Genomic DNA, 26,748 nt, shown 5'->3' on the forward strand with positions numbered 1-26,748 from the left:
GCTTTTCCTGAACCGCCACCCCCTGGAGAGCGCCATGTCCGCTGATCTCGAGCATATCCGTCAAATCATGCGAGAGGCTGACTGCCTGTACACCGAAGCTGAAGTCGAGGCAGCCATCGCCCGCGTCGGTGCACAAATCAACGACCAGCTGGCTGAAAGCAATCCGGTGGTGTTCTGCGTGATGAACGGCGGGCTGATTTTCTCCGGCAAGCTGCTGACTTATCTGAACTTCCCGTTGGAAGCGTCCTACCTGCACGCCACCCGTTATCGCAACGAAACCAGCGGCGGCGACCTGTTCTGGAAAGCCAAGCCGGAAGTGTCGTTCATCGACCGTGACGTGCTGATCATCGACGACATCCTCGACGAAGGTCACACCCTGGGCGCGATCATCGACTTCTGCAAACACGCCGGTGCCCGCGCTGTGCACACCGCCGTGCTGATCGACAAGGACCACGACCGCAAGGCTCGCCCGGACCTGAAAGCCGATTTCGTCGGCCTGCCATGCATCGACCGTTACATCTTCGGTTACGGCATGGACTACAAAGGCTACTGGCGTAACGCCAACGGGATTTTTGCTGTTAAAGGCATGTAAGCCCCGGCGCCAATCCCCTTGTGGGAGCGGGCTTGCTCGCGAAAGCGGTCTGACTTAAACATTAATGTTGAATGTGCAGCCGTCTTCGCGAGCAAGCCCGCTCCCACAGGGTTCTGTGTTCACAGATCCACTTTTGTGCGCCCATGCTAGAGTGCTCGGCCCCGCCCTCCGGAGCCTGTCATGAGCCTTTTGATCCGCAGCTGCGCCGCCCTGTTGCTGACCGTCAGCCTGCCTCTGGCGGCCGCCCCGGCGCCGATGCACGCGCAGTTCCTGCCCCCCGATGACCTGACCCTGCGTGACGCGGAACCCGAGCAGCAACAGCTGTTGCAGGTTACCGAGTATTCAGTGGTGGTCGGCAGCCAGCGCCAGTCCAACCAGCAGCCAATTCCGGTGACCTCACCGTTGCTGATCCGTCTCAAGGGCAAATCCTTGAACAAAGGCGCGACCATCAACCAGGTGCTGGTCAATTTCGATGGCGAAAGCAAAAGCCTGAAAAAGCCGATCTACGACGATAAAAGCAAAACCCTGACGCTGTTTTACCCGATGGCGCAGTACCGCGCGGTGATCGACTTGTTGCGCAATGACACGGTGTATTGCCAGTTCCTCAGCTACGCCAACGGCCATGTCTGGGCTGATCTGCACACGGGTGCTGTTCGTCCGCGTTGAGCCCGGTGGCAAGGGAGGGGTAAACTGCCCGCCCCGTGAAATGTCTGCGAGCTGGAGTCGGCAATGCGTAAAGATAAGAAGCAAGTGATTGGTGACGAGATCGGCGATGAGCAGATCAAGCTGTTCCTCGATTTCGAACCGGTCGACGCCACGTCGCCGTCGCTGCACAAACTGATCAAGGCCTATCGCGGCCTGCGAATCGACGACTTCGAGCGTTTTCTGACGTTCTTCGTCGCAGCCGGTCTGGATCTGGACGGCAAGGATGAGCACGGCAATGACTTCGTCGCCCTGATCAAGGATCAGCGCAACGCGGCCGAATACATCGAACTGATCAACAAGGCCCGCGGTTAACCCCAGACCTACTGGTATTTGTGGCGAGGGAGCTTGCTCCCGCTGGGCTGCGAAGCGGCCCCAAAATTCTGCGAACGACGGAAATTTTGTGAGCGCTGCGCACTCAAGCGGGACGGTGCGGCGATCCGACAAGCTCCCTCGCCACAAAGATTGTTTCACCGGCCATAAAAAAACGCCCCGCTCTCAATGAGAACGGGGCGTTTTTTATGCGGCCGAATCAAGCGTAGCTTTCGGTCTCGTTGCTGGCTTCAACCAGTTCCAGCGCGACGTTGTTCTGCACATTGATCTTGCGATACAGCGCAGCGTCGGTTTCCAGAACCTTTTCGCGGGCCGGGAAGATTTCCGCCAGTTTGGCAGCCCACTCACCGGATGCTTTGTTCGGGAAGCATTTCTCGATCAGCTCCAGCATGATCGAAACGGTCACCGACGCGCCTGGCGAAGCGCCGAGCAGGGCAGCAAGGGTACCGTCCTTGGCCGCGACCAGTTCGGTACCGAACTGCAGAACGCCGCCTTTTTTCGGGTCTTTCTTGATGATCTGTACCCGTTGACCGGCCACTTCCAAGCGCCAGTCTTCGGCTTTCGCTTCAGGGTAGAAACGACGCAGGGAATCCAGGCGCTGCTCCATCGACTGCATCACTTCGCTGACCAGGTATTTGGTCAGGTCCATGTTGTTTTTCGCCACGGCCAGCATCGGGCCGATGTTGCCGGCGCGAACCGACATCGGCAGGTCCATGAAGGAACCGTGCTTGAGGAACTTGGTAGTGAAGCCGGCGTAAGGTCCGAACAACAGTGACTTCTTGCCATCGACGACGCGGGTGTCCAGGTGCGGCACCGACATCGGTGGCGAACCCACGGCCGCCTGGCTGTACACCTTGGCCTGGTGGTGTTTGACCACTTCCGGGTTGTCGCAGCGCAGCCACTGGCCACTGATCGGGAAGCCGCCGAAGCCTTTGCTTTCTTCGATGCCCGAAGCTTGCAGCAGCGGCAGTGCCGCGCCGCCAGCGCCGAGGAACACGAATTTCGCGTCGACGTCACGGGAATTTCCGCTGTTGACGTCCTTGATGCTGACGGTCCAGCCGCTGCCGTTACGCTTGAGGCCGGTCACGCGCTTGCAGTACTTGACCTGGGCATCCGGTGCGCTGGTCAGGTGCTTGAGCAGTTGATTGGTCAGGGCGCCGAAGTTGACGTCTGTGCCGTTCATGACGCGGGTGGCGGCGACGACTTCGTCGGCCGGCCGGCCAGGCATCATCAGCGGCATCCACTCGGCCATGGTGGCCTTGTCTTCGGTGTATTCCATGTCCGAGAAGGCGTGGTGCTTGCTCAGCGTCTTGAAGCGTTCCTTGAGGAAGGAAACGCCATCGTTGCCCTGGACGAAGCTCAGGTGCGGCACCGGGCTGATGAACGTCTTGCACGAGCCGAAGGTGCTTTTCCTGGTCAGGTAGGACCAGAACTGCTTCGACACCTCGAACTGGGTGTTGATGTGCACGGCTTTCTTGATGTCGACGGTGCCGTCGGCGGCCTGCGGTGTGTAGTTGAGCTCACACAGCCCGGCGTGACCGGTACCGGCGTTGTTCCACGGGTTCGAACTCTCCGCGGCACCGGAATCCATCAGCTCGACGACTTCCAGCTTGATCGCGGGGTCGAGCTCTTTGAGCAGTACAGCGAGGGTGGCACTCATGATGCCGGCCCCAACCAGTACTACGTCGACTGCTTCGTTATGCGCCATTTAACGCGTCTCCAAAATCTGCAGCACCAAATTGTCGGCATGGCTGCCAGGTGTTCAGGGGCGTGTCAGTGATGCCCCAGGTACTCATGGCAGTATCGCCATGTCCGAATCTTCGCAATTTTTCGCAACTTCGACGGACGCTACCGGCCGGGTCTAAAAGAGTTACATGAACTCACTTCAACGCGCGGCTGGCAATTCGACTTATGGTCGATACATCCGTTTGTGCAACCAAATCCGTAGAGGACAGGCTTCAGGCTCCGGTATTCGAGGCGTACTCGGTCCTGTGTCGTTGGGCTGTTTCAGACGCTAATGGTGCATATTCAGACGCAAAACTATTCATTTGCTCGCCACACTCTTGTGAAGTTGTGAAAACCCGTTTTTTTCACGCTCTTTTGAAGACGTGAACCTCAAAAAGGGCTGCCCCAGCCTGGCACCGTGCCCGGATGGATTGCCGCCATGGGATACATGACAAGCAAAACGGGCAAACAGCTCAGTGACCGAGCGTAATGACAGCTCTGCAGATTCGCGAAAAGTGGGGGTTTTGCTCAAGGAACAGCAAGCGCGCCAGCTTCACTCGATCTGTGTGGGCGGCTCTCTGTGGGCGGTGCGGGGGTTGTCAATACAAGCGCATTGACGATGCTGCGAGGCCCGATCAGGAGACGTCCTTATAATCGGGGGGAGATTGTAGCGAAGAAACGCAGGGAAATGGTCGTGTTTAATGACTTTTATTAGGTGTTCGGTCAGGTGGTCAACGGGTGTTGAGCCCGCGCACGTGGCTGGCGCTGGCTGACACGGGCGCTAGGGGGCAGGGGATGGTGCAGCCAATTGAGACGGATTTCTTCGATTTCGACCCAGCCATCGCCCATCGGCTGAAGGCTGCACTGTTTGAATGCCTGGCAGTGGCCGTTGTGGTCGAGCAGGGCGAAGCAGCGATGCAGAGGACGTGGGTTGAACAGCGAGATCAGGTAGCGCATGGCGAAGTACCTTGTGGGGTGACTGCTGTAAAGGTTGCCAGCGAGCCGTGACGAGCAAGTGTATGGGCGGTGACATATCTGTGACAGGAACCGCGGTCTGAAGGGTTTGTCAGAGATTTCAGTATTCACTGTGAGGTGCTAGTTACCCACAGTGGCCCACCGCTATACTGCGGGCCTGTTTGTGCCTGATTCTGGAGAGAAGAGCATGTTGCAACGCCTGTTGTTCGGTTTGATCACTGTGACCAGTTTGACCCTGGTTGGCTGCGCCCACAGCCCGCAACAACTGAATCCGGAACCCAAGCTGACGACTCAGCTGGCGCCGGTCGGCCATGGTCAGCCGGTGGTGGTGCGTGTGGTCGACGGTCGTCCGTCGCCGACATTGGGCACCCGTGGTGGCCTGTACCCTGAGACCAGCGCGATCACCGTGCAGGGCGCGCAGATTCTGCCGAAGTTGCAGGCTCAGGCCGAAGCGGCCGTGCGGTTGTTGGGCTTCACCCCAACCTCCAATGCGCTGAATGCTCCGCAGTTGACTGTGACCCTGGCTGAACTGAAATATCAGTCGCCTAAAGAAGGCATGTATGTGACTGAGGCCACCATTGGCGCGACGTTCCGCTCCGATGTGCAGAATGCCAATCGTCGTTACAGCGGTCGTTATGGTGCGTCCCTGGATCAGCGTTTTGGTATGGCGCCGAATCAGGAAACCAATACCAAGCTGGTCAGCGATGTGTTGAGCGATGCGTTGACGCGTCTGTTCAAGGATCCGACGATTGGTCAGATTCTCGGCGAGTAAGCGTTCGCTGGATTCAAAAAAGCCCGGTGCCAGCAATGGCTCCGGGCTTTTTCATGTCCGCTGGTTTCAAGGAGGGTAGCGATCCAGGTTTTCGGTGTGCAACATGACGGCGCCGTGACACAGGGCAGGAATCAGTCAAATGGTTCGTTATTTGTCGGAAAGCAAGGGCACAAGGTGAGGCTTTCGGTAGAATCCGCGCCGCGGCCGCCGGTTCGGCGTCTGCCACACCTGTTCTGCTGAGGTTCGTGATGTCGTTGCATTTGATTTCGCTGTTTACCAACCATCCCGCCAAGTTGATCAACCTGCTGGCCTTGTTGTTGGCCTTCCCGGGTGGTTGGTTGTTACACGCCACTCGTCGCCGCGAACAGCGTGCGAGGGCCATTCTCGAACAAAGCCAGGGTCGTCGTATCGATGAACCGACGTTGATGCTGGATGGGGCGACCCAGCGCATGAACCGGTTTTTCTATCGTTTCGGTTTTGCCTGCCTGGGGTTGGCGTTGCTGGTGTCGTGGATCAGCACACGATTCTAAAGCGCTGACGCAAAACTTGTGGCGAGGGAGCTTGCTCCCGTTGGACTGCGCAGCAGTCCTTTCTTGGGGCCGCTTCGCAGCCCAGCGGGAGCAAGCTCCCTCGCCACAGGGCGCCGTTGTCGTATCCAGCTAAAAAATCTTACAGCGGCAATCCTGCTTTCACACGGTACTGATTGCGCACCGGCGTCGCGTACTGCAGGACCATGAACGGACGATGCTCCTCAGGACACGCGTCCAGACGCTGTTGCCATTGCTCCTGAGCCTTGGCCAGTTCGTCGGCCGCGAACACTTCAGAGGCTTTCGGCACCTGCAATTGCGGGTCGGCGTCTTTCCACTGGGCGTAGGCCAGGTAGTGCACCGGGAACAGGCGGTAGCCGCCGAGGATCTGCCGGTCCATCTCGATCGCCAATTGCTTGGTGTCGTCGAACAGCTCGGTGATCGGCGAGGCGAAGTTCACATGCACCCGGCCCTTGTAGCCGGTGATGCCCTTGGCGATGCTCACATCGTCCTCGCCCGGCACTTTGGTGTAGCTGCCGGTGGTGGCGCGGATGAACAGCTCGCGCGCCTTGGCTTGATCGCACGGGTCGTATTCGTAGCTGATCGACACCGGGGTGAGGTTCAGCGAGCGAATGACTTCGCCGAACGGCTCGTCCTTGCGGCTCATGTGGAACATCTTGAGGATGGCCGACTCGGTGCGGTCGTCGCCGTCTTTGGCCCGTCCTTCAGCCTGGGCGATCCAGATTGAGGCGCAATCGTTGCGGATCGAGTGGTTGATGTAGGCCGACAGCAGCTGATACGCCGCCATCTTCTCGCGTCGACCGGTGATCGAACGGTGCACGATAAAGCTCTTGTTCAGGCGCATCAGATCGCTGACGAAGGGCTTTTGCAGCAGGTTGTCGCCGATCGCGATGCGCGGTGTCGGCAGGCCTGCGTGGTACACGGCGTAGTTGACGAAGGCCGGGTCCATTACGATATCGCGGTGGTTGGCAATGAACAGGTAGGCACTGCCGGACCTGAACTGCTCGACGCCGGTGTACGTCACACCGTCGGTGGCTCGCTCGATGGTGTGGTCGACGTACATCTCGACTTTATCCTGCAGCGTGGCCACGGAGGTTACGCCGGCGAACTCACGGCGCAGCCGATGAGCTATAAGAGGTTTGAGCGCCCAGCCGAAAGCACCGGCAAAGCGCGGGAAGCGGAAGTGGATGAGGATGTCTAGAAACGCCTTGTCACCGAGCAGCCTGTCCAGCACCGCTGGGACTTCGCTATCGTCGTACGGTCGGATGGCATCGAATTCGCCCATCATGCTCTCTTGTTAGAAACGGCTAGGGTAAGTAAAGGTTTTGATCGAAAACCAACGGGGCACGGTCTGAAAAGTTAGCCAGACAAAAATAGCCCTGCAAATAGACCGGCGATTATACGCACAAGTCACTTGGGAGACCGCGATGCTGGAAACCGAGCGCTACGAATGTCCGTATTGTGGTGAAGAGGCTGAGGCCGTGCTGGACTTGTCCGGTGGCGATCAGACCTATATCGAAGACTGTCCGGTGTGTTGTCGTCCGATCACGTTTGTTCTGCAGACTGACGGTCAGGAATGGTTGCTCGAAGTTCACAGCGAAAACGAATGAAAGGGGCACCCCATGCAGCGAATCTACGAGCCGGAAAACCTCATGGAAGGTGAGTTGCTGCAAAGCATGTTGGCCAGCGAGGGCATCGAAGCGCATCTGGTGGGGCGCGATTTGCTCGGTGGCAGCGGCGAATTGCCGATCTTTGGCCTGCTGGGATTATCGGTTGATAACGACCAGGCGGAATACGCCCGGGAGTTAATCAGCGCCTACAATGCCGCGCTGCCGATGCCCGGCGATGAACCGGAAAGTTTTCCCGGCACGCTGGTCTGTTAGGCTGACGTTCGTTTTATCAAGAGTCGTGTTGCCCCATGTGTGGACGTTATGCCCTGTTTCGCTGGAACCCCGCCTTCGCGGCCCTGCCTGGCTTCCCCGCCGATCAGCAGGCCCAGTGGAATATTTCTCCCAACGATTCGGTGTTGATGCTGCGCGCGGGTGTTGACGGCCAGCGTGAATTGGCCCGAGCGCGCTGGGGTTTGACGCCGCCGTGGCTGACCGATTTGTCCCGTACGCCAGCCCATGCCCGGGCCGAGACCGTTGCCGAACAACCGATGTTTCGCCAGGCCCTGCGCGAGCGCCGTTGCCTGCTGCCCGCCAACGGTTTTTACGAATGGCGCGGCACGACCCGCAAGCGTCCGTACTGGCTGACACCGGGGGAGGGCTCGACGCTGTTTTTTGCGGCGATTTGGGAAGCGTATCCGGTGCAGGAACAGGTGTGGTTGAGCACGGCGGTGATCACGCAGCCGGCGGCAAGTCAGCGCCGGCCGTTGATTCTCGATGCGGCGGGGCAGGAGGCGTGGCTCAATCCAGAGACTCCGTTGCATGCGTTGCAGGCGTTACTCGCCAGTGAACCCGCGGCGTTGCGCGAGCGGGTGTTGGCGAACATGGTCAATGATCCGAAGCTGAACGGGCCGGAGTGTCTGACGCCGGGTTGATGAACCGTGAGTGTCTTCAAATATTTGTCAGGTTCAAAATCGACCCCTCACCCCAGCCCTCTCCCCACGGGGGAAAGGGAGCCGATCTCGGTTGCTTTCAGTACCTGAGTTCGGCTCGGTAACTCAGGTCGATGTACCTCGAAAGATCACCTCGGTCAGTCCCCTCTCCCCCCGGGAGAGGGTTAGGGTGAGGGGGCTCTTCAGACCTTGAACTGATTGATCAACCGCCGCTGCTGCTCAGCCAGCTTGGTCAGGTCCGCACTCGCCGCACTCGACTCATCCGCGCCGCCCGCCACTTCATTGGCCACTTGCCCGATGTTGATCACGTTACGGTTGATGTCGTCAGCCACCGCACTCTGTTCCTCGGCCGCACTGGCGATCTGGGTGTTCATGTCGTTGATCACCGACACCGCCTGAGTAATCGTTTCCAGCGCCTCGGCCGCTTTCGCCGCGTGCTGCACGCTTTCATCGGTGCGGTTCTGACTGTCTTCCATCACTCGCACCACATCGCGGGTGCCTTGTTGCAACTGCTGGATCATGGTCTGAATTTCTTCAGTGGCTTTCTGAGTCTTCTGCGCCAGGTTGCGCACTTCATCGGCCACCACCGCAAAACCGCGTCCCTGTTCGCCGGCTCGCGCCGCTTCGATGGCGGCGTTCAAGGCCAGCAGGTTGGTCTGTTCGGCAATCCCGCGAATCGCCGTCAGGATCGCATTGATGTTCTCGCTGTCCTTGGCCAAGGTCTGCACCACGCCAACGGCCTTGCCGATTTCTATCGCCAGCACGCCAATCGAATTCGACGTGTCCCGCACGATTTGCATGCCCTGCGCCGCGGCCTGATCGGCATGGCTGGCGGCTTGTGCCGCCTGAGTCGCGTTGCGCGCCACGTCCTGAGCGGTCGCTGTCATTTCATGCACCGCCGTGGCGACTTGATCAATCTCGGCCATTTGCTTGTGCACGCCGATGTTGGTGCGGATGGCGATGTCGGCGGTGTGTTCCGACGAATCACTGACGCTCTGCACCGAAGTCACCACTTGGGTGATCATCACCTGCAACTTGGCCAGGAAGGTGTTGAAGCCTTTGGCGATCGAGCCCAATTCGTCGGCGCGGTCGCTGGTCAGGCGTCGAGTCAGGTCACCTTCGCCCTGAGCGATGTCGTCGAGCATGGCAACCATCTGCTTCAGCGGCCGGGCAATGCCGTGGCCCACCAGCCAGATCACCAGCAAACCGATACCGGCAATCAATAAACCGACCATGGCCATGCCAAAGGTGTCGGACTTGCGCTGGGCGTCCAGATCGCCCTGAAGTTTTTGCAGGTCGGCCATCACCGCGTTCAGTGGCAGTTGCAGCATGAGGGTCCAGCGAGCGTCGGTCTGGCCGATGCCGAACGGCAGGTACAACTCGATCCGGCCCTTGGCCTTGTCGACGGTGTAGGTGACTTCGCCGCGCTTGAGATTGGCCATGTTGGCGATCTGCTGGCTGTCGAGGATGTCGCTGACCTTCTCGCCGAATTTGCTCGGGTCCTTGGTGTAGGCAACGATCCGGTTGTTGCCGCCAATCAGGGCCATTTCACCCGCGCCGCTGTACAACTTCTGATTCGCGCCCAGGAGCATTTCCTGGATGAAGTTCACTGAGAGGTCGGCGCCGACGATGCCCTGGAAGGCGCCGTTGAGCATGATCGGTTCTATAAAGGAGGCGAGCATCACGATTTTGTCGCCGACCTTGTAGGGCGCCGGATCGATCACGCAGGATTTTTTGGTTTCTTTCGAGCACAGGTAGTACTCGCTGGCGCGTACGCCGGTGGACAGGGTTTTCTGGTCGTCGACGTCCACCAGTTTATCCAGGCCCAGGCTGCCGTCTTCGTTGCGGAACCACCACGGCAGGAAGCGGCCGTTGCTGGCGTCGATGCCCACAACCTTGGTGTCGACGTAGGCCGCGTCGTTGTGATCGAGGACGTTTTTTTCCCAACCGATGTAGGTGCCGAGAATTTTCGGGTTCTTGACGACGTTTTCCTTGATCAGGCTGATCAATTGCTCACGGCTCAGGTTCAACTGTGGCTGGCCATCGGCACCCGGTGTGCCGATCAATGCGTTGACTCGCACCAGTCCGCCGGCAATCAGCAGTGGCGCTTCGAGCTCGCGCTGGATCTGGCTGACCTGGGTTTGCGCCAGTGACGTGAGGCGTTGTTCGATGACTTGCTCGAATTGTGCCTGGGTCCGCTGCTGGACCATGTCTTGTGTCCGTGCGCCGGAAAACAACGCATACAGCACCAGGGCTGCCACGACACTAAGAACGATGGCGCCGGCGAGGGCCGCCACGGAAAACTGGATCGACTTGAATTTCATGGGTGCTCCGCACGCAAGAGGACGTCTGCGGTGCTGTATCGGCAGGGGTGTCGATGGCCATGAGTGGAGGTTGGCGAATTGGCTGTTTTGGAGGGGTTGATGTCGCAAACGAATCATTGCGGGCCGTTATCGACCGCGGTGGGCAGCGTTATGTGAATTTTTCTCTACGCCCATGAGAGGTTTGTCTGAAATGTGCGTCTACACCTCTGTTGTATCTGGCGTCGATACAATTCCACGCCTAGGATACGCGGCATGTTTTCAGGGAATTTTTTGATGAACAAGACATTGGTTGTGTGTGCTCTGAGCGCAAGTCTGCTGCTCGCCGGTTGTCAGTCGGTCAATACCACCAGCGGTGGCGCGGTGGGCGTTGAGCGTAAACAGTACATGTTCAGCATGCTGTCGACCGACGAGGTCAACCAGATGTACGCCCAGTCTTATCAAAAGACTGTCGGTGAGGCGAACACCAAAGGCGTGCTGGACAAGACCAGTAACGAGGCCAAACGTGTCCAGGCGATTGCCGACCGGCTGATTGCCCAGGCGCCGGTTTTTCGTCCGGATTCGGCCCAATGGAAATGGGAAGTCAACCTGATCAAGAGCGACGAACTCAATGCCAACTGCGGGCCTGGCGGCAAGATCATTTTCTACACGGGGCTGATCGACAGCCTGCAACTGACCGACGATGAGATCGCCGCGATCATGGGCCACGAAATCGCCCACGCCCTGCGCGAGCATGGTCGTGAAGCGATGTCCAAGGCTTACGGTATCGAAATGGCCAAGCAGGGCGCCGGTGCCTTGTTCGGTCTGGGTCAGGACAGCCTGGCGCTGGCGGATACCGTGGCCAACTACGGCATGACCTTGCCCAACAGTCGCGCCAACGAAAACGAGGCGGACCTGATCGGCCTGGAACTGGCCGCTCGCGCCGGTTACAACCCGAACGCCGCGATCACCCTGTGGAACAAGATGACCAAGGCCTCGGAAGGTTCGCCGCCGGAGTTCATGAGCACTCACCCGGCGTCGTCGAGTCGTATTGCTTCGTTGCAGGCGGCGATCCCGAAAGTCATGCCGCTGTACGAGAAAGCCAGGAAATCTTGAGTCTTTGATCGTTCCCACGCGAGCGTGGGAACGATCAAAGAGGTCAGCTCAAACCCAACCGCTGCTCTGCATCGCCTTGTACACCGCGACAATGGCGAGGATGAAGAATGCCGACGCCGCCAGGCGACGGATTAACGTCAACGGCAATTTATCCGCGGCAAAGTTACCCGCCAAAACCACTGGCACGTTGGCAATCAACATCCCAGCGGTGGTGCCGATGATCACCAGCCACAGTTCCGGGTATTGCGCCGCGAGCATCACCGTGGCGACTTGAGTCTTGTCACCCATCTCAGCAAGGAAAAACGCGATCAACGTGGTCAGGAACGGTCCGAACTTGCGGGCGGTGCTGGCTTCGTCGTCATCCATCTTGTCCGGCACCAGGGTCCACAATGCCGTCGCGGTGAAGCTCGCGGCGAGGATCCAGTGCAGCGTCGCATTCGAGAAGAAACTACCGACCCAGGCGCCTACCGCACCGGCTGCAGCGTGGTTGGCCAGGGTTGCGGCGACGATCCCGGCGATGATCGGCCAGGGTTTGCGAAAGCGAGCGGCGAGAATGAGCGCGAGCAGTTGCGTCTTGTCGCCGATTTCGGCCAAGGCAACGATTGCGGTGGGAACGAGAAGTGAATCCAGCATCAGGGTTTTCCTAAGGGGCGGGTCGACACGGCTATGACACGTACAGCCTTCCCGCCCCGGGTAAGGTGTTCGTGTCATAGGTCTTGTCAAACCCTGCGATCCGTCTGATGCGGACGCTTGGGTCGCATACGCCATGGTCTGTTGACCAAGTATGTTGACGTATGCCGGACGAGCATGGCGCTCGTGGGAGACTACTCCCCTAGGACGGAGCGGATTCTGCCTAGGCAAATCCGATTGGGCAAGCCTCTTTTTTAAAAGAGGTATTAGCCGCGTTTGGCTCGGTAGATCCTGAAACCCTGTCCTTCAGCCTTGATTGCGCACACCCCGAGATGCTCCTCGATCAGCGGCTGATACTTCAGGAAGCTGTTCGCCACCAAACGAAGTTCGCCACCGTTTTTCAGATGTTTTGCCGCTTTTCGCAGCAAGTTCTCGGTGGCGAAGTAATCCGTGTGAACCCCGACATGGAACGGCGGGTTGCTCAAAATCGCACTCAGACCCATCGGTGCTGCGTCGATACCGTCACCGGTAATCACGTCAGCTTCCAGACCGTTGGCAGCCAATGTCAGGCGACTGCTGGCGGCGGCAAAGGCATCCACATCAAGCAAGGTGACCTGGTTGTGTGGATAGCGACGTTTCACCGCTGCTCCCAACACACCGGCACCGCAACCGAAGTCCAGCAAGTGGCCGCTCGGCAATTTGTCCAAATGTTCCAGCAACAGCGCGCTGCCGCGATCCAGTCGACCATGGCTGAACACGCCCGGCAGGCTGATGACTTTTAGCGGGCCTTCGGCCAGCGGCAATTCATAAGTCTGGGCCAGGCTTTCCAGCGACTTGGCTTCTGGCGCGTTGGCCACAGTGACCAGCCACAGCTGGCAATGCCGCGCGCTGTCGAGCTTGCGCGGTTTGCCGAAGGGGTTCAGTTGCTTGGCCGCGCCTTCGATGCCGCTGCGTTTTTCACCCACCAGATACAGCTCACGACCGGCCAGCCTGGAGGCGAGGGCGTTGAGGATGTAGTCGGTCAGGTCCTTGGACTTGGGCAGAAACACCACGGCGGTGTCGAACGCGCGCTCCGGTGCATTCACACCGAAATGGCTGCGCTCGGCGAAGCGGGCATCCAGCGCTGCTTGATCGCCGGCATGCCAGCACCAGCCATGAGCATCGGGTAGACGGCCCAACAGGTCATCGGCGGGCAAACCGGCGAGCAGCACCGAACCCTGGAATAACTCGGCCTGACGAAGCAGTACTTCACTGCGCGGATCCATACTCTGCTCCTGTAAAAAAAGTGCCGCAGTCTATCAACTGACGACCCGCAGTGCTTTACCGCTGAAGTATCCCTGTGCGTTTTCGGTCAACTGGCCCACGATCCGCTGACGTGCCTCGCGACTGCCCCAGGCGTTGTGCGGGGTGACAATCAACCGTGGAATGTCGTGGGCCAGCAGCGGATTGCCGGCGGTCGGTGGCTCGACGCTCAACACATCGGTGGCCGCGCCACCCAGGTGACCGTTGCGTAAGGCATCGGCCAGCGCCTGTTCGTCGATCAGGCCACCGCGTGCGGTGTTGACCACGAACGCACCGGGTTTCATCGAGGCCAGTTCACGGGCTCCGATGAAGTGGCGGGTGTGTTCATTGAGCGGACAGTGCAGGGTCAGCGCGTCGATCTGCGGCAGCAGTTCCTCCAGTGGCAAACGATCCGGCCGGGCAGGGCGCCCGGGAATCTGACCGAGCAGTACACGCATGCCAAAGGCTTCGGCCAGTCGTGCGACCGCGCCGCCCAGTTCGCCGTGACCGAGCAGGCCGAGGGTTTTGCCTTCCAGTTCGACAATCGGGTAATCCAGCAGGCAGAACTGTTTCGCCTGCTGCCAGCGACCTTCGCCGACAGCCTTTTGATAATCGGCCAGGCGCGTCGCCAGATTGAGCAGCAACATGATCGTGTGCTGCGCCACCGACGGCGTGCCGTAACCCTGGCAGTTGCAGACGGTAATCCCGTGGGCGCGGGCGGCGGCGAGGTCAACGTTGTTGGTGCCGGTGGCGGTGATCAGGATCAGCTTCAGCTCGGGGCAGGCAGCGATGGCGGCGGCGTCGATCAGGATCTTGTTGCTGATGGCAACGGTGGCGCCCTTGAGGCGTTCGATCACCTGGTCCGGCGTGGTCTGGGCGAAAAGCTGTAACTCACTGAAACACTCTTGCAGCGGGCTGAGGTCGAGGTCGCCCAGGTCCAGGGACGGGTGGTCGAGGAAAACGGCGCGGTGAGTGTTCGTCATCAACTGTACCTTTTGTGCAATGAACTGAAGGCGTAATCTGCCGAGCCTATCAGATGAAACACCTGTGGCGAGGGAGCTTGCTCCCGCTGGGCTGCGCAGCAGCCCCAATCCAGGCGACCGAGTTTTGTCGGGAATACCGCGTTATCCGGTTTCACGACTGCTTCGCCGCCGAGCGGGAGCAAGCTCCCTCGCCACAGAGATTGATTTCGCTCGAGTGTTTTTATTGACCCAATTGCCCCAGAGGAACCCCATGTACTGGACAGAGTTTTTGACCGTTGCCCTGATTCACTTGCTGGCCGTGGCCAGCCCAGGCCCGGACTTTGCGGTGGTGGTGCGTGAGAGCGTGACCCATGGTCGTCGCGCTGGCACCTGGACGGCGCTGGGTGTCGGCACGGCGATTTTCCTGCACGTCGGCTATTCGTTGCTCGGCATTGGCCTGATCGTGTCCCAGTCCATCGTGTTGTTTAATGCCCTGAAATGGGCCGCCGCCGCGTACCTGCTGTACATCGGCTTCAAGGCCTTGCGAGCACAGCCAGCCCAACCTGCGGCTGACGATCTGCACAAGGAAGCGGGCGAGCGCACTGCTCGCGGCGCTTTCACTTCGGGTTTCGTGACCAACGGCTTGAACCCGAAAGCGACACTGTTCTTCCTTTCGCTGTTCACCGTGGTGATCAATCCGCAGACGCCGCTGACGGTACAGGCGGGCTACGGCATCTACCTCGCGGTGGCCACCGCTGTGTGGTTCTGTCTGGTGGCGATGCTGTTCAGCCAGCAGCGCGTGCGCGCAGGTTTTGCCCGGATGGGCCACTGGTTCGATCGGACCATGGGCGCGGTACTGATCGCCATTGGTGTGAAACTCGCGTTTACCGAGATGCATTGATTGAGGTAGGAGCTGCCGCAGGCTGCGATCTTTTGGGGTTTTCAGAGAGCCAGGATCAAAAGATCACAGCCTGCGGCAGCGCCTACGAATGCTGGCGCAACGCTAGCATTTGCTGAATGTTGCAAATCATTCCTTCGGCTGATTTGGTTGTCATGGAAGGGCACTAAAGTGCTTACTTTCAGCCACGACCGTGCAGTCAGAAAAGGGACTCTTATGTTGCAGACTCGCGTTATCCCCCCAGCCGAAGGCGCTTACCAGTATCCGCTGCTGATCAAACGGCTGCTGATGTCCGGCGCTCGTTATGAAAAAACCCGCGAGATCATTTACCGCGACCAGTTGCGCTACAGCTACCCGACCCTGATCGAACGGGTCGCACGGCTGGCCAACGTGCTGACGGCGGCCGGCGTCAAGGCCGGGGATACCGTGGCGGTGATGGACTGGGACAGCCATCGCTATCTGGAATGCATGTTCGCCATCCCGATGATCGGCGCGGTGATCCACACCATTAACGTGCGCCTGTCGCCGGAACAGATCCTCTACACCATGAACCACGCCGAGGACCGCTTTGTGCTGGTCAACAGCGAGTTCGTCGGGTTGTACCAGGCCATTGCCGGGCACCTGACCACGGTAGAGAAAACCCTGCTGCTGACTGACTTGCCGGAGAAAACCGCCGATTTGCCGAACCTCATTGGCGAGTACGAGCAGTTGCTGGCGGCGGCGAGCACGCAGTACGACTTCCAGGACTTCGACGAAAACTCGGTCGCGACCACGTTCTACACCACCGGCACCACCGGTAATCCCAAAGGCGTGTACTTCACCCATCGGCAACTGGTGCTGCACACCATGGGCGTGTCGACGATCATGGGCGCCATCGACAGCGTTCGGTTGCTGGGCACCAACGACGTCTACATGCCAATCACCCCGATGTTCCATGTGCACGCCTGGGGTCTGCCTTATGTGGCGACCATGCTCGGGCTCAAGCAGGTCTATCCCGGTCGCTATGACCCTGAGTATCTGGTCGAGCTATGGCGCAAGGAGAAGGTCACCTTTTCCCATTGCGTGCCGACCATCCTGCAAATGGTCCTCAATTCCAAAGCGGCGCAAGGCACGGATTTCGGTGGCTGGAAAATCGTTATCGGTGGCAGTGCGCTGAACCGTGCGCTTTACGACGCGGCCAAGGCCAAGGGCATTCAACTGACCGCCGCTTACGGCATGTCGGAAACCGGGCCGTTGGTGTCGTGTGCACACCTCAACGATGAGCTGATGGCCGGCACCGAAGACGAACGCACCACGTACCGGATCAAGGCCGGTGTGCCGGGGCCGTTGGTGGAGGCGGCGATCGTCGACACCGACGGCAACTTCCTGCCCGCCGATGGCGAGACCCAGGGCGAACTGGTGCTGCGTGCGCCGTGGCTTACCGAGGGCTATTTCAACGAACCGCAAAAGGGCGCCGAGCTCTGGGCCGGGGGCTGGCTGCACACCGGTGACGTGGCGACCCTGGACAGCATGGGGGTGATCGACATTCGCGACCGCATCAAGGACGTGATCAAGACCGGCGGCGAGTGGATCTCCTCCCTGGACCTTGAAGACTTGATCAGCCGCCACCCTGCGGTACGCGAAGTAGCAGTTGTGGGCATCGCCGATCCGCAGTGGGGCGAACGTCCGTTCGCGCTGCTGGTAATCCGCGAAGGCCATGTGATCGGGGCCAAAGAACTGAAGGAACACCTCAAGCCGTTCGTGGAACTGGGGCACCTGAGCAAGTGGGCCATCCCGAGCCAGATCGCCCTTGTTACTGAAATTCCCAAGACCAGTGTCGGCAAACTCGACAAGAAGCGTATTCGCGTCGACATCACCGAATGGCAAGCCAACAACAGCACCTTCCTCTCGACGCTTTAAGTGTCACTTGGCGTGCCCAAAAGGGCACGCCAGCCCCACCAAGCAAGCGCTTGGCTTGTCAAATCCGAAATTTCAGCCATTCTTGCCGTGCCGACGGGTGTCGGCTTGGCAAAGGACTGTTCCAGAGTGGCTGGCAGCTGCAAATCACACTTTAGAGGGATCAAGCAGTACTACCTGCTGGCTATAGTCCGCTCAAGGATTTTTAAGAACGGAGCAAACGCACAAACGGGGGCGATGCAACTTTGGAATGACTTAGGGACTCTTTGGCTCCCAGTCATCCACAGCGTTTTTAGAAGTGCTCACTGCCATAACAATAATGCACATGGAGTAGCGTCGATGACATCAGTAAACCAGTTCTGGCGCCGGGCAAAACTGCCCCTGGCGGTCAGTCTTGCCTCTACGCTCGCCGGGCCAGCATTCGGCGTCAGTTTCAACGTTGGTGAAATCGAAGGTCAGTTCGACTCGTCCCTGTCGGTCGGTGCCAGTTGGTCTACTGAAAATGCCAACAAGAACCTCATCGGCGTCAACAACGGCGGCCGCGGCCTGTCCCAGACTTCCGACGACGGTCACCTGAACTTCAAGAGCGGCGAAACGTTCTCCAAGATCTTCAAGGGCATCCATGACCTCGAATTGAAATATGGCGACACCGGCGTTTTCGTCCGTGGCAAATACTGGTACGACTTCGAACTCAAGGACGAAAGCCGTCCGTTCAAGGACATCAGCGACAGCAACCGCAAGGAAGGCGCCAAGTCCTCCGGCGGCCAGATCCTCGATGCCTTCGTCTACCACAACTACTCCGTTGCCGATCAGCCGGGCTCCGTGCGTCTGGGCAAGCAAGTAGTAAGTTGGGGTGAAAGTACTTTCATTGGCGGCGGTATCAACTCGATCAACCCGATCGACGTGTCCGCGTTCCGTCGCCCCGGTGCCGAGATCAAGGAAGGCCTGATCCCGGTCAACATGTTCTACGTGTCCCAGAGCCTCACCGAGAACCTCTCGACCGAAGCCTTCTACCAGCTCGAATGGGACCAGACCGTTGTCGACAACTGCGGCACCTTCTTCTCGCAACCGGACGTGATTGCGGATGGCTGCGACAACAACCTGGCCGTACTGCGCACCCGAAACGGGCTCAACAGCGCACTGACGTCTGCAGGGCTGCCGGCTTCGCTGCGTAATGCCACCATCAACACCCTCGCTGCGAGGGGCGTGACCTGGGGTGACCCGGATGAAGGCGTCATCGTTCGTCGTGGTCCGGATCGCGATGCCCGTGACAGCGGTCAGTTTGGCGTGTCCTTCAAATACATGTTCGATCCGCTGGACACCGAGTTCGGCGCCTACTTCATGAACTACCACAGCCGCGCGCCGATTTTCAGCGGCAAAGGTGCTCCGGCGAGCGCTTACAGCGCGGCGGGCCTGGTGGGCTCGCTGGTGGCCAGGGGTGTTCCTCTCGCTGTCGCGCGTAACCTGGCACCGACCTTGTTGCCATTGAATGTGGCCGGTAACTCCAGCTACTACGTCGAGTACCCTGAAGATATTCGCTTGTATGGCTTGAGCTTCTCTACCACGTTACCGACAGGTACTGCGTGGAGTGGTGAAGTCAGCTACCGGCCGAATGCTCCGGTTCAGCTCAACACCACCGACATTCTCTTTTCCGGTCTGACACCTCTGAACCCTAACGTTTCCGTACTCCAGGGTACGCCAGGGGCGGATCAAAAAGGCTATCGCCGCAAGGAAGTGACCCAGCTCCAGACGACCCTTACTCACTTCTTCGACCAGGTGATGGGCGCTGAGCGACTGACCCTGGTGGGCGAGGTCGGCTTTACTCACGTTGGTGGTCTGGAAAGCACTAACAAAGCGCGTTACGGCCGTGACCCGAGCTATGGCCCTGGTCCATTGCCAAGTGGTCAGTGCGTGGCATTGAACACCTCTACCCTGGCAGGCGGACCGCAAAACAACGTGAGTCGCTACTGCGAGAACGACGGGTTCACCACCGCAAACTCCTGGGGCTACCGCGGTCGTGCCATCTGGGAATACAACGACGTATTCGCCGGTGTGAACCTCAAGCCGAACGTGGCCTGGTCTCATGACGTGGAAGGCTACTCGCCTGGCCCTGGCGGCAACTTCGAGGAAGGTCGCAAAGCGGTGAGCCTGGGCGTCGATGCCGAGTACCAGAACACCTACACCGCGAGCCTGGCTTACACCAACTTCTTTGATGGCAAGTACACCACCGTCGATGACCGCGATTTCGTTGCGCTCAGCTTCGGCGTGAACTTCTAAGCACTGCATTATCAGGACGAACACACCTATGAAAATAACAAAGAGTCTGTTCCACGTCGGTGTTCTGGGGCTTTCGCTGCTGGCGACCGGTGTCATGGCGGCGGTCCCTGCGGCCGAAGCGGACAAACTGGGCAAAAGCCTGACCCCGATGGGCGCCGAGATGGCAGGCAACGCTGACGGATCGATCCCGGCCTGGAAGCCGATGGCGAAAAACGCCGGCACCGCCGACAGCAAAGGCTTCCTGTCCGACCCGTACGCCAGTGAAAAACCACTGTTCACCATCACCGCACAGAACGTCGACCAATACAAAGACAAACTCGCTCCGGGCCAGTACGCGATGTTCAAGCGCTACCCGGAAACCTTCAAGATGCCGGTCTACCCGTCGCATCGCGGCGCGACCGTGCCGGATGCCGTGTTTGCCTCGATCAAGAAAAACGCCACCGCCACTAACCTGGTGTCCGGCGGCAACGGTCTGGAGAACTTCGAAACCGCAGTGCCATTCCCGATTCCGAAGACCGGCGTCGAAGTCATCTGGAACCACATCACCCGCTATCGCGGTGGCAGCGTGACCCGTCTGGTGACCCAAGCCACGCCGCAGCCGAACGGCTCGTACAGCCTGGTTTACTTCCAGGACCAGTTCGTGTTCCGCGACAAGATGAAGGATTACGATCCGGCGAACCCGGGCAACATCCTGTTCTACTTCAAGCAGAAAGTGACCGCGCCGGCACGTCTGGCTGGTGGTGTGCTGCTGGTGCACGAAACCCTCGACCAGGTGAAAGAACCACGTTCGGCGTGGGTCTACAACGCCGGTCAACGTCGTGTGCGTCGCGCACCACAAGTGTCCTATGACGGGCCGGGTACCGCAGCCGATGGCCTGCGTACCTCCGACAACCTGGACATGTACAACGGTGCACCGGATCGTTACGACTGGAAGCTCGAAGGCAAGAAAGAGATGTACATCGCCTCCGACAGCTACAAGCTCGACTCGCCGCAACTCAAGTACGACGACATCATCAAGGCCGGCCACATCAACCAGGACCTGGCTCGTTACGAGTTGCGTCGGGTCTGGCATGTGGTGGCAACCTTGAAGGAAGGTCAGCGTCACATCTACGCCAAGCGTGACTTCTACATCGACGAAGACACCTGGCAAGCGGCCGTGATCGACCACTACGACGGTCGTAATCAACTGTGGCGTGTGGCGGAAGCTCACTCTCAGAACTACTACAACGTTCAAGTGCCGTGGTACACCCTGGAAACCTTGTACGACCTGCAATCGGGCCGCTACCTGGCGCTGGGCATGAAGAACGAAGAGAAATCGGCGTATGACTTCGGCTTCACCGCCACCACCAGCGACTTCACTCCGGCCGCTCTGCGCCAGGATGGTGTTCGCTAAGCTGTCGTGAACAGAGGCCGCATCCTCGAGAAACGCCCCGACTGGTTCGGGGCGTTTTTTTGAACTTCATAACGATCGTTGTAGCAGCTGTCGAGCTTGCGAGGCTGCGTTCGGCTGCGAAGCAGTCGTAAAACCATGCAACGCGGTCTGTCAGACAAACCGCGTGCACCGAATTTGCGAGGACTTCGTCCTCGAACGCAGCCTCGCAGGCTCGACAGCTGCTACGAGGACGGTGTGACTGTCGGGTTTGCTCGACACTTCTGCTTGTATTCTTTTTGTAGCCATTTGTAGCAATAACCTTCATTCCCTCTTCGTTTACCGCTAGGCTGCGGACATCTGCAACGCCGCCAACCGCCATTCAAACAAGAGCCGGCCATGACTGATCTGTCCCCATACCCGGGCCCTGAAAAAATTGCCGTCGCGGCACTGGACGGGCGTTTTTTTCGGCCTCCGTTGCCCGACGGCCATGTGCTGCGGCCTCGTCTGTGCGAGCGCCTGAGTGCGGGCCTCGGTGGCAGGTTGTTGCTGGTCAGCGCACCGGCGGGGTTTGGCAAGAGTTCGTTGGCGGTGGAGTTCTGTCAGGGCTTGCCGGCTCACTGGCAAAGTCTGTGGCTGGGGCTGAGTCCGCGAGACAACGATCCCGGACGTTTTCTTGAGCGGTTGCTCGAAGGCCTCCAGGACTTTTTTCCGCAACTGGGCAGCCAGTCCCTGGGCCTGCTGAAAATGCGCCAGCGCCACCAGCCGTTTGCCTTTGAAGAATGGCTGGACGGTTTGCTCGATGAGTTGGCCGTGCACCTGTCTACGAGTACGCCGCTGCTGTTGGTGCTGGATGACTACCATCTGGCGCAGGGCCCGGTTCTCGATCGCTGCCTGCAATTTTTCCTCAATCACCTGCCTGACGGTTTGCTGGTCATGGTCACCAGTCGGCAGCGGCCGGACTGGCATCTGGCGCGCCTGCGGTTGTCGCGGCAACTGCTCGAGTTGAATGAGCAGGACTTGCGCCTGACTCACGATGAAGCCTTGACCCTGCTTGATCGGCACAGCAGCTCCTTGCGCGGCGAAGCGCTGGAGAGCCTGATCCAGCGCAGCGAAGGTTGGGTCGCCGGGCTGCGTTTCTGGCTGCTGGCGGCGTCGGAAGCGGGCTCCCAGGGTGCTTTGCCGCAGGCCTTGCATGGCGGGGAAGGGCTGATCCGCGATTATCTGCTCGAAGAAGTCATCGATTGTCTGCCCGCTGAGGTGCAGTCATTCCTTTACGACACAGCACCTCAGGAACGCTTTTGCAGCGAACTGTGCGACGCCGTTCGCGAAGCCCATGACAGTGCCGAGATCCTGCGTTTTCTGTTGGCCCACCAGGTGTTCCTGGTGCCACTGGATGAGAACGGTCACTGGTATCGCTACCACCATTTGTTTTCCGATCTGTTGCGCACCCGGCCTACCGCGCAAGCGATGGTGCCGGCGGCCAGCCTGCACTTGCGCGCCTGTCGCTGGTTCAATGCCCAGGGGCTGCTCGATGAAGCAGTTGAGCAGGCGTTGCGCGCCGGGCACCTGGACGTTGCGGCGAACCTGGTGCAGAACCTCTCCGAAGAACAACTGCTGGCCGAACAGAACGTCGGCATGTTGCTGCGCTGGAAAATGGACTTGCCCGACAGCCTGCTGGTCAGCACGCCACGGCTGATCGTGCTGTACAGCTGGGCGTTGGGGCTGGCGTGTCAGCTGGACGCCGCCGAGGAACTGGCCAGTCATTTGAGCCGCTTCCTGCCGGCCCCGTCGGCCACTGCGCAGAAATCCATGCTGGCGCAATGGCTGGCGCTGAGCGGGATCATCGCCCGCGGGCGCGGCAATCGCGAGCTGACGTTGCTCTACTGCACCGAAGCGCAGGAGAGCCTGCCCGCCAAACGCTACGGGCAGCGCCTGATGTGCCTCTCGACCCTGTCCAACCTGGCCATTGCCGACGGCGATTTGTGGCGTGCACGCGGGTTGAACCGTGAATCTCTGGAGTTGGCGCAACGGGTCGGCAACCCGCTGTTCGAAGCGCTGGCCCATTACGACCGCGCTCGTGTGCTGCAAGCGCGAGGGGAAATCCTTCGTTCGCTGGATGAGGTGCGTCAGGGGTTGCAACGCCTGCAACGGTTATCCTCGCAACGGCTGTATGCCGTACGCGCCCGACTAACCTTGTACGAAGGCTTTTTGTTAGCCCTTCGCTTGCAGCCCCAAGCCGCGCGGGCACGTTTGCAAGCCGGTTTGAATGAAGCGCGCGCCTGTCGTGATATCAGCGTATTGATCGGTCATTGCGTGATCGCCAGGCTTGAGGGCAGCAGCGGCGAATTCGCCAAAGCCTTCGCCGAACTCGCCGAAGCCGAGCGCCTGATGCACATCTGGGACGTGCCACCGATCTACTACCTGGCGATGATCACCCTGGTCAAATGCGAACTTTGGCTGGCCCAGGGGCGTACCGATCTGGCCGAAGCCTGGCTCGCTCGCTTGGGCCAGACCTACAACGGCGAACACGCGGCAGCCCCTCCGGAGTTCCATCCGCAACTGCCGCTGCATATCGAGTTGCAGCAGGCCTTGCTGGAGATCATTCAGGGGCAACCGATGCTGGCCGAAGGACGATTGAATGCGTTGCTGGAGAATGGGCAGCAAACCGGCAGGCAGTTGCTCAGCGTGATGGCACTGACTCAGAAAGTGACGTTATTGCTGGGGGGCGGACGCGAGCCCGAAGCCCGCAAGGCCCTGAGTCAGGCACTGGAAGCGGCGGCCGGTGGAGTGCTGCAACCGTTTGACAGGTTGTTGGCTGAGCATCCGGACTGGCTGCGTGGACAACTTCAACTCGGTGCGCCGACGCCCGTTTCACAGAGCCTTTCAGAACTACTTCCGTCAGTGGCAGCCCGTCCCGCAGTGGAGTCATCCACCGCGGCGGAACAACTCAGTACGCGGGAAATGGCTGTCCTGCGACTGATCGCCCAAGGCTGTTCGAATCAGGAGATCAGCGATCAGCTGTTTATTTCGCTGCACACGGTGAAAACCCATGCCAGCCATATCAACAGCAAGCTTGGGGTTGAGCGGCGAACGCAGGCGGTCGCCAGGGCGAAAGAGTTGGGTGTATTGCAGTAATCGCCGTTTGAAGACCTCCGAAACAAGTTGGGCCTTGCGATCAGAGGTTTTCGGTCATTTCTCCTCTGAGGCAGTCACTCCGGATGTCTGCCCCACGTCGATGGTGTGCTTGCGGATCGACAGTAAGCCGATGGAGCAGTCATCTTCGGTTTTACTGGCAATGGACTGTTGCAGGTTGTCACCCAGCACGTCCCTCATTTTTTTTCTGGGCAACGTTGCATTCCACTCCAGCAGCTCTTGGATCGCCGGGGCGGGGACTCCGCTGGATTTGTCATAGAGGCTTTCTGCGGTGCCGTCGCTCATGATCGCGAAGCCAGTCGTGGCTTCGATTTGCCCACGGTACAACTTTAGCTGCGACGCCGCTTTATGGTCAGTCAGAAACAGGGGGGTATTGGCGAGCTCGCCATTTTCTGGATAAGAAAGGGCCTGAAGTTGTCCGTCCGCATCAACACTTGCGATGACGCCATCGCCCAATTGGCCTGCCAGGTAGCGGCCTCGTGAGTAAGCGACGAAGGACAAGGTGCAAGCCAGGTCATTGATATCGCCGCCGAGCTTTGCAGATTTGCGTCTGAACGCGTCCAGGCAGCGATTAACCAGTCGCTGAGCTGCCTTCGCGTTGTGTTTGTCCATGTTTTGCCAGAGGCTTTCAAAGTTTTTGCAGACAAAGGCCAGGGTAGCGGTGACCGCTACTTGGGCGCCGATGTCGGATCTGGCTCGGGAGTCAGCCCCGTCGGCCAATGAAATGCACGTCACTTCGTTGGACTCTCTGGCCGCGACGTAGTCCTGGCCAGGCGTTTGAGTCTTGAGGTGCGAGCGTCCTGCCACAAACGCGCAGGCCGTTTTACAGCTGAGGTTTTCTGGCATGGGAGTGTCCTTGTTGGGAATAGGTGGATTGCCTGGCAATCCTGGGGTGCCGTCGTTTGCTTGAGCGCGAAGATCGGATTGGGCGATAAAGGGCAGACCATTCTTGCCCCGAATGCGGTTGATAATGTCCGGATCCGGAAAAAGGACGCTTTTATCGACGAGGGGGGCGTTGGCTTCCTTCCGTCTTGGTTCAAAATAGGCGCGGCGCGAGGATAACTATCAATTTTGCGCATCACAACCGCAGTACCCAGCCTTGGCACCAGGATTAAACCCATGCAAACCCCCAATACAGCCCTCATCCGCGAAACCTTCCCCGTCGGCCCGTTGCAGTGCAACTGCACGATCATCGGCGATCCGATCACCAAAAAGGCCATCGTGGTCGATCCGGGCGGTAACCACGAGCTGATCCTCGCGCGGCTCGACGCACTGGGCCTGAAGGTGGTCAGCATCATTCATACCCATGCGCACCTCGATCACTTCCTGGCGTCCGGTCAGTTGAAGGAGAAAACCGGCGCAACCCTGCATTTGCACAAAGAAGATCAATTTCTGTGGGACAACCTGGAGATGCAGTGCCAGATGTTCGGTGTGCCCTATACTCCGGTGCCACCGCCGGACCGCTGGTTGGCTGATGATGAAGAACTGGCCTGCGGTTGCGGCGTGGCATTGCACACGCCGGGTCATACGCCGGGGTCCATGAGCTTTTGGTTTTCAGAGGCTAAGCTGCTGATTGCCGGTGACACGTTGTTTCGTCGCGGGGTAGGGCGCACGGATTTATGGGGTGGCGATCAGGCGACCATCGTGCGGTCGATCAAGCAGCGGCTGTACACCCTCGACGAAGAAGCGACAGTGGTTACCGGGCATGGTCCGGACACACGTCTAGGCGATGAAATGCGCGAGAACCCTTTTGTGCGGGCGTGATTTCTAACGTTGGGGGGGGCATGGCGGAATTATTTTTATCCGCAATGATCCAACGCCCGCAAAGGTTAATGCCTTAGTCCGTTGCACCACAGAATGAAAAAAGTAGGAGCTCTACATGTTCACCAAGCAGCGTTTGATTATTGTCGCTACGGCTGTGGCCTTGCTGTCTGGCTGCGCCACGCCTAACCCTTACGACAGCCAGGGCCAGGCCGACGGTGGTTCCACGGGCATGAGCAAAACCGCTAAATACGGTGGCCTCGGCGCTCTGGCCGGTGCTCTGGCCGGTGCCGCCATCAGTCACGATAACCGTGGCAAGGGCGCGCTGATTGGCGCTGCGGTGGTGGGTGCTTCCGCTGCCGGTTACGGTTATTACGCCGACCAGCAAGAGAAAAAGCTGCGCGCCAGCATGGCCAACACTGGGGTGGAAGTGCAGCGCCAGGGTGACCAGATCAAACTGATCATGCCGGGTAACATCACCTTCGCCACCGATTCGGCGAACATCGCGTCGGGTTTCTATCAGCCGCTGAACAATCTGGCGGGCTCGCTCAAGGAGTTCAACCAGAACCAGATCGAGATCGTCGGCTACACCGACAGCACCGGCAGCCGCCAGCACAACATGGACCTGTCCCAGCGCCGCGCCCAGAGCGTGGCGACTTACCTGACGTCTCAGGGCGTGAGCGGCACCAACCTGTCGGCTCGCGGTGCCGGTCCGGATAACCCGATTGCCAGCAACGGTGACGCCAATGGTCGGGCGCAGAACCGCCGGGTCGAGGTCAACCTGAAGGCGATTCCGGGGCAGGAGTATCCGCAGCAGTAAGCGCGTTACCTTTACTTACCTGACTGAACCCCAGGCGTAAAAAAAGCCCGCCCGATCCTCAACAGATCGGGCGGG

The 26,748-nt window shown here is 59.4% G+C and carries 24 protein-coding genes, 1 pseudogene and 1 riboswitch; of the genes and pseudogenes, 16 read left to right on the forward strand and 9 right to left on the reverse strand.

The window, feature by feature from the left end; translation table 11 throughout:
* Positions 1-34: 34 nt before the first annotated feature.
* From ABH912_RS25490 to ABH912_RS25500, 3 genes are all read left to right on the forward strand, one after another.
* Positions 35-592, forward strand: coding sequence for a hypoxanthine-guanine phosphoribosyltransferase (locus ABH912_RS25490; protein ID WP_033061274.1), 558 nt, complete (start codon positions 35-37; stop codon positions 590-592).
* A 180-nt stretch (positions 593-772) separates the two neighbouring features.
* Positions 773-1,258 carry a hypothetical protein gene (locus ABH912_RS25495; protein ID WP_429511914.1) on the forward strand — a complete coding sequence of 162 codons (486 nt, stop codon included), beginning with the start codon at positions 773-775 and terminating at the stop codon, positions 1,256-1,258.
* A gap of 63 nt (positions 1,259-1,321) precedes the next feature.
* A complete protein-coding gene (locus ABH912_RS25500) occupies positions 1,322-1,609 on the forward strand; it encodes a PA4642 family protein (protein ID WP_033061276.1) in 288 nt (95 codons plus the stop codon).
* Positions 1,610-1,826: 217 nt separating this feature from the next.
* On the opposite strand, the gene mqo is transcribed toward ABH912_RS25500, so the two are convergent.
* On the reverse strand, positions 1,827-3,335 hold the full coding sequence (gene mqo / locus ABH912_RS25505; RefSeq protein WP_033061277.1) for a malate dehydrogenase (quinone): 1,509 nt from the start codon (positions 3,333-3,335) through the stop codon (positions 1,827-1,829).
* 740 nt (positions 3,336-4,075) lie between these two features.
* A complete protein-coding gene (locus tag ABH912_RS25510; protein ID WP_033061279.1) occupies positions 4,076-4,309 on the reverse strand; it encodes a hypothetical protein in 234 nt (77 codons plus the stop codon).
* Positions 4,310-4,514: 205 nt separating this feature from the next.
* Between ABH912_RS25510 and ABH912_RS25515 the strand changes: the two genes are divergently transcribed.
* On the forward strand, positions 4,515-5,099 hold the full coding sequence (locus ABH912_RS25515; protein WP_033061281.1) for a YajG family lipoprotein: 585 nt from the start codon (positions 4,515-4,517) through the stop codon (positions 5,097-5,099).
* 248 nt (positions 5,100-5,347) lie between these two features.
* Positions 5,348-5,629, forward strand: a complete 282-nt coding sequence (locus tag ABH912_RS25520) for a hypothetical protein (RefSeq protein WP_033061282.1) — start codon at positions 5,348-5,350, stop codon at positions 5,627-5,629.
* A gap of 139 nt (positions 5,630-5,768) precedes the next feature.
* Here ABH912_RS25520 and ABH912_RS25525 read toward each other — a convergent pair whose 3' ends face one another.
* On the reverse strand, positions 5,769-6,932 hold the full coding sequence (locus tag ABH912_RS25525) for a 1-acyl-sn-glycerol-3-phosphate acyltransferase (RefSeq protein WP_197281783.1): 1,164 nt from the start codon (positions 6,930-6,932) through the stop codon (positions 5,769-5,771).
* A 142-nt stretch (positions 6,933-7,074) separates the two neighbouring features.
* On the opposite strand from ABH912_RS25525, the gene ABH912_RS25530 reads away from it, so the two are divergent.
* The 3 genes from ABH912_RS25530 to ABH912_RS25540 are packed head-to-tail and all read left to right on the forward strand — an operon-like array spanning position 7,075 to position 8,189.
* Entirely contained in the window at positions 7,075-7,257 is a 183-nt protein-coding gene (locus ABH912_RS25530) for a CPXCG motif-containing cysteine-rich protein (RefSeq protein WP_008153387.1), read from the forward strand.
* Positions 7,258-7,269: 12 nt separating this feature from the next.
* A complete protein-coding gene (locus ABH912_RS25535) occupies positions 7,270-7,530 on the forward strand; it encodes a putative signal transducing protein (protein WP_046053423.1) in 261 nt (86 codons plus the stop codon).
* Positions 7,531-7,565: 35 nt separating this feature from the next.
* On the forward strand, positions 7,566-8,189 hold the full coding sequence (locus ABH912_RS25540; RefSeq protein ID WP_033061288.1) for an SOS response-associated peptidase: 624 nt from the start codon (positions 7,566-7,568) through the stop codon (positions 8,187-8,189).
* A 200-nt stretch (positions 8,190-8,389) separates the two neighbouring features.
* Here the strand turns inward: ABH912_RS25540 and ABH912_RS25545 are convergent, their stop codons facing one another.
* Together ABH912_RS25545 and ABH912_RS25550 are read right to left on the reverse strand one after the other, a co-directional pair.
* Complete coding sequence (locus tag ABH912_RS25545) at positions 8,390-9,232, reverse strand: methyl-accepting chemotaxis protein (protein ID WP_370695251.1); 843 nt, start codon at positions 9,230-9,232, stop codon at positions 8,390-8,392.
* Between the two features lie 15 nt (positions 9,233-9,247).
* Positions 9,248-10,648: pseudogene (locus ABH912_RS25550) on the reverse strand (HAMP domain-containing protein); the annotation flags it as partial.
* 156 nt (positions 10,649-10,804) lie between these two features.
* Here ABH912_RS25550 and ABH912_RS25555 point away from each other — a divergent pair.
* On the forward strand, positions 10,805-11,623 hold the full coding sequence (locus tag ABH912_RS25555; protein WP_033061292.1) for a M48 family metallopeptidase: 819 nt from the start codon (positions 10,805-10,807) through the stop codon (positions 11,621-11,623).
* A 48-nt stretch (positions 11,624-11,671) separates the two neighbouring features.
* Here ABH912_RS25555 and ABH912_RS25560 read toward each other — a convergent pair whose 3' ends face one another.
* The 3 genes from ABH912_RS25560 to ABH912_RS25570 form a co-directional block, all read right to left on the reverse strand.
* Positions 11,672-12,256, reverse strand: coding sequence for a TMEM165/GDT1 family protein (locus ABH912_RS25560; RefSeq protein WP_008155932.1), 585 nt, complete (start codon positions 12,254-12,256; stop codon positions 11,672-11,674).
* An 88-nt stretch (positions 12,257-12,344) separates the two neighbouring features.
* Positions 12,345-12,469: riboswitch (yybP-ykoY riboswitch) on the reverse strand.
* Between the two features lie 50 nt (positions 12,470-12,519).
* Positions 12,520-13,518, reverse strand: a complete 999-nt coding sequence (locus ABH912_RS25565; protein ID WP_429511915.1) for a methyltransferase — start codon at positions 13,516-13,518, stop codon at positions 12,520-12,522.
* Between the two features lie 33 nt (positions 13,519-13,551).
* On the reverse strand, positions 13,552-14,517 hold the full coding sequence (locus ABH912_RS25570) for a 2-hydroxyacid dehydrogenase (protein ID WP_429511916.1): 966 nt from the start codon (positions 14,515-14,517) through the stop codon (positions 13,552-13,554).
* Between the two features lie 250 nt (positions 14,518-14,767).
* On the opposite strand from ABH912_RS25570, the gene ABH912_RS25575 reads away from it, so the two are divergent.
* The 5 genes from ABH912_RS25575 (at position 14,768) to ABH912_RS25595 (ending at position 24,074) form a co-directional block, all read left to right on the forward strand.
* Positions 14,768-15,397, forward strand: coding sequence for a LysE family translocator (locus ABH912_RS25575; protein WP_033061299.1), 630 nt, complete (start codon positions 14,768-14,770; stop codon positions 15,395-15,397).
* A gap of 213 nt (positions 15,398-15,610) precedes the next feature.
* On the forward strand, positions 15,611-17,293 hold the full coding sequence (locus ABH912_RS25580) for a fatty acid--CoA ligase (RefSeq protein WP_429511917.1): 1,683 nt from the start codon (positions 15,611-15,613) through the stop codon (positions 17,291-17,293).
* A 336-nt stretch (positions 17,294-17,629) separates the two neighbouring features.
* Complete coding sequence (locus ABH912_RS25585; RefSeq protein WP_429511918.1) at positions 17,630-19,567, forward strand: DUF1302 domain-containing protein; 1,938 nt, start codon at positions 17,630-17,632, stop codon at positions 19,565-19,567.
* Positions 19,568-19,595: 28 nt separating this feature from the next.
* Positions 19,596-20,960, forward strand: coding sequence for a DUF1329 domain-containing protein (locus ABH912_RS25590; protein WP_033061304.1), 1,365 nt, complete (start codon positions 19,596-19,598; stop codon positions 20,958-20,960).
* 375 nt (positions 20,961-21,335) lie between these two features.
* Positions 21,336-24,074, forward strand: a complete 2,739-nt coding sequence (locus ABH912_RS25595; RefSeq protein WP_429511919.1) for a LuxR C-terminal-related transcriptional regulator — start codon at positions 21,336-21,338, stop codon at positions 24,072-24,074.
* Between the two features lie 54 nt (positions 24,075-24,128).
* On the opposite strand, the gene ABH912_RS25600 is transcribed toward ABH912_RS25595, so the two are convergent.
* A complete protein-coding gene (locus ABH912_RS25600; RefSeq protein ID WP_429511920.1) occupies positions 24,129-24,938 on the reverse strand; it encodes a PP2C family serine/threonine-protein phosphatase in 810 nt (269 codons plus the stop codon).
* A gap of 273 nt (positions 24,939-25,211) precedes the next feature.
* Here ABH912_RS25600 and ABH912_RS25605 point away from each other — a divergent pair, with 273 nt between their 5' ends.
* Positions 25,212-25,856: an MBL fold metallo-hydrolase gene (locus ABH912_RS25605; protein ID WP_046048274.1), complete on the forward strand. Its 645-nt coding sequence runs from the start codon at positions 25,212-25,214 to the stop codon at positions 25,854-25,856.
* 115 nt (positions 25,857-25,971) lie between these two features.
* Complete coding sequence (locus ABH912_RS25610) at positions 25,972-26,673, forward strand: OmpA family protein (RefSeq protein ID WP_429511921.1); 702 nt, start codon at positions 25,972-25,974, stop codon at positions 26,671-26,673.
* Positions 26,674-26,748: the final 75 nt, after the last annotated feature.

Origin of the sequence: Pseudomonas sp. BT76 TE3572 (genome assembly GCF_050435365.1) — a bacterium.
Lineage (GTDB): Bacteria > Pseudomonadota > Gammaproteobacteria > Pseudomonadales > Pseudomonadaceae > Aquipseudomonas > Aquipseudomonas fluorescens_W.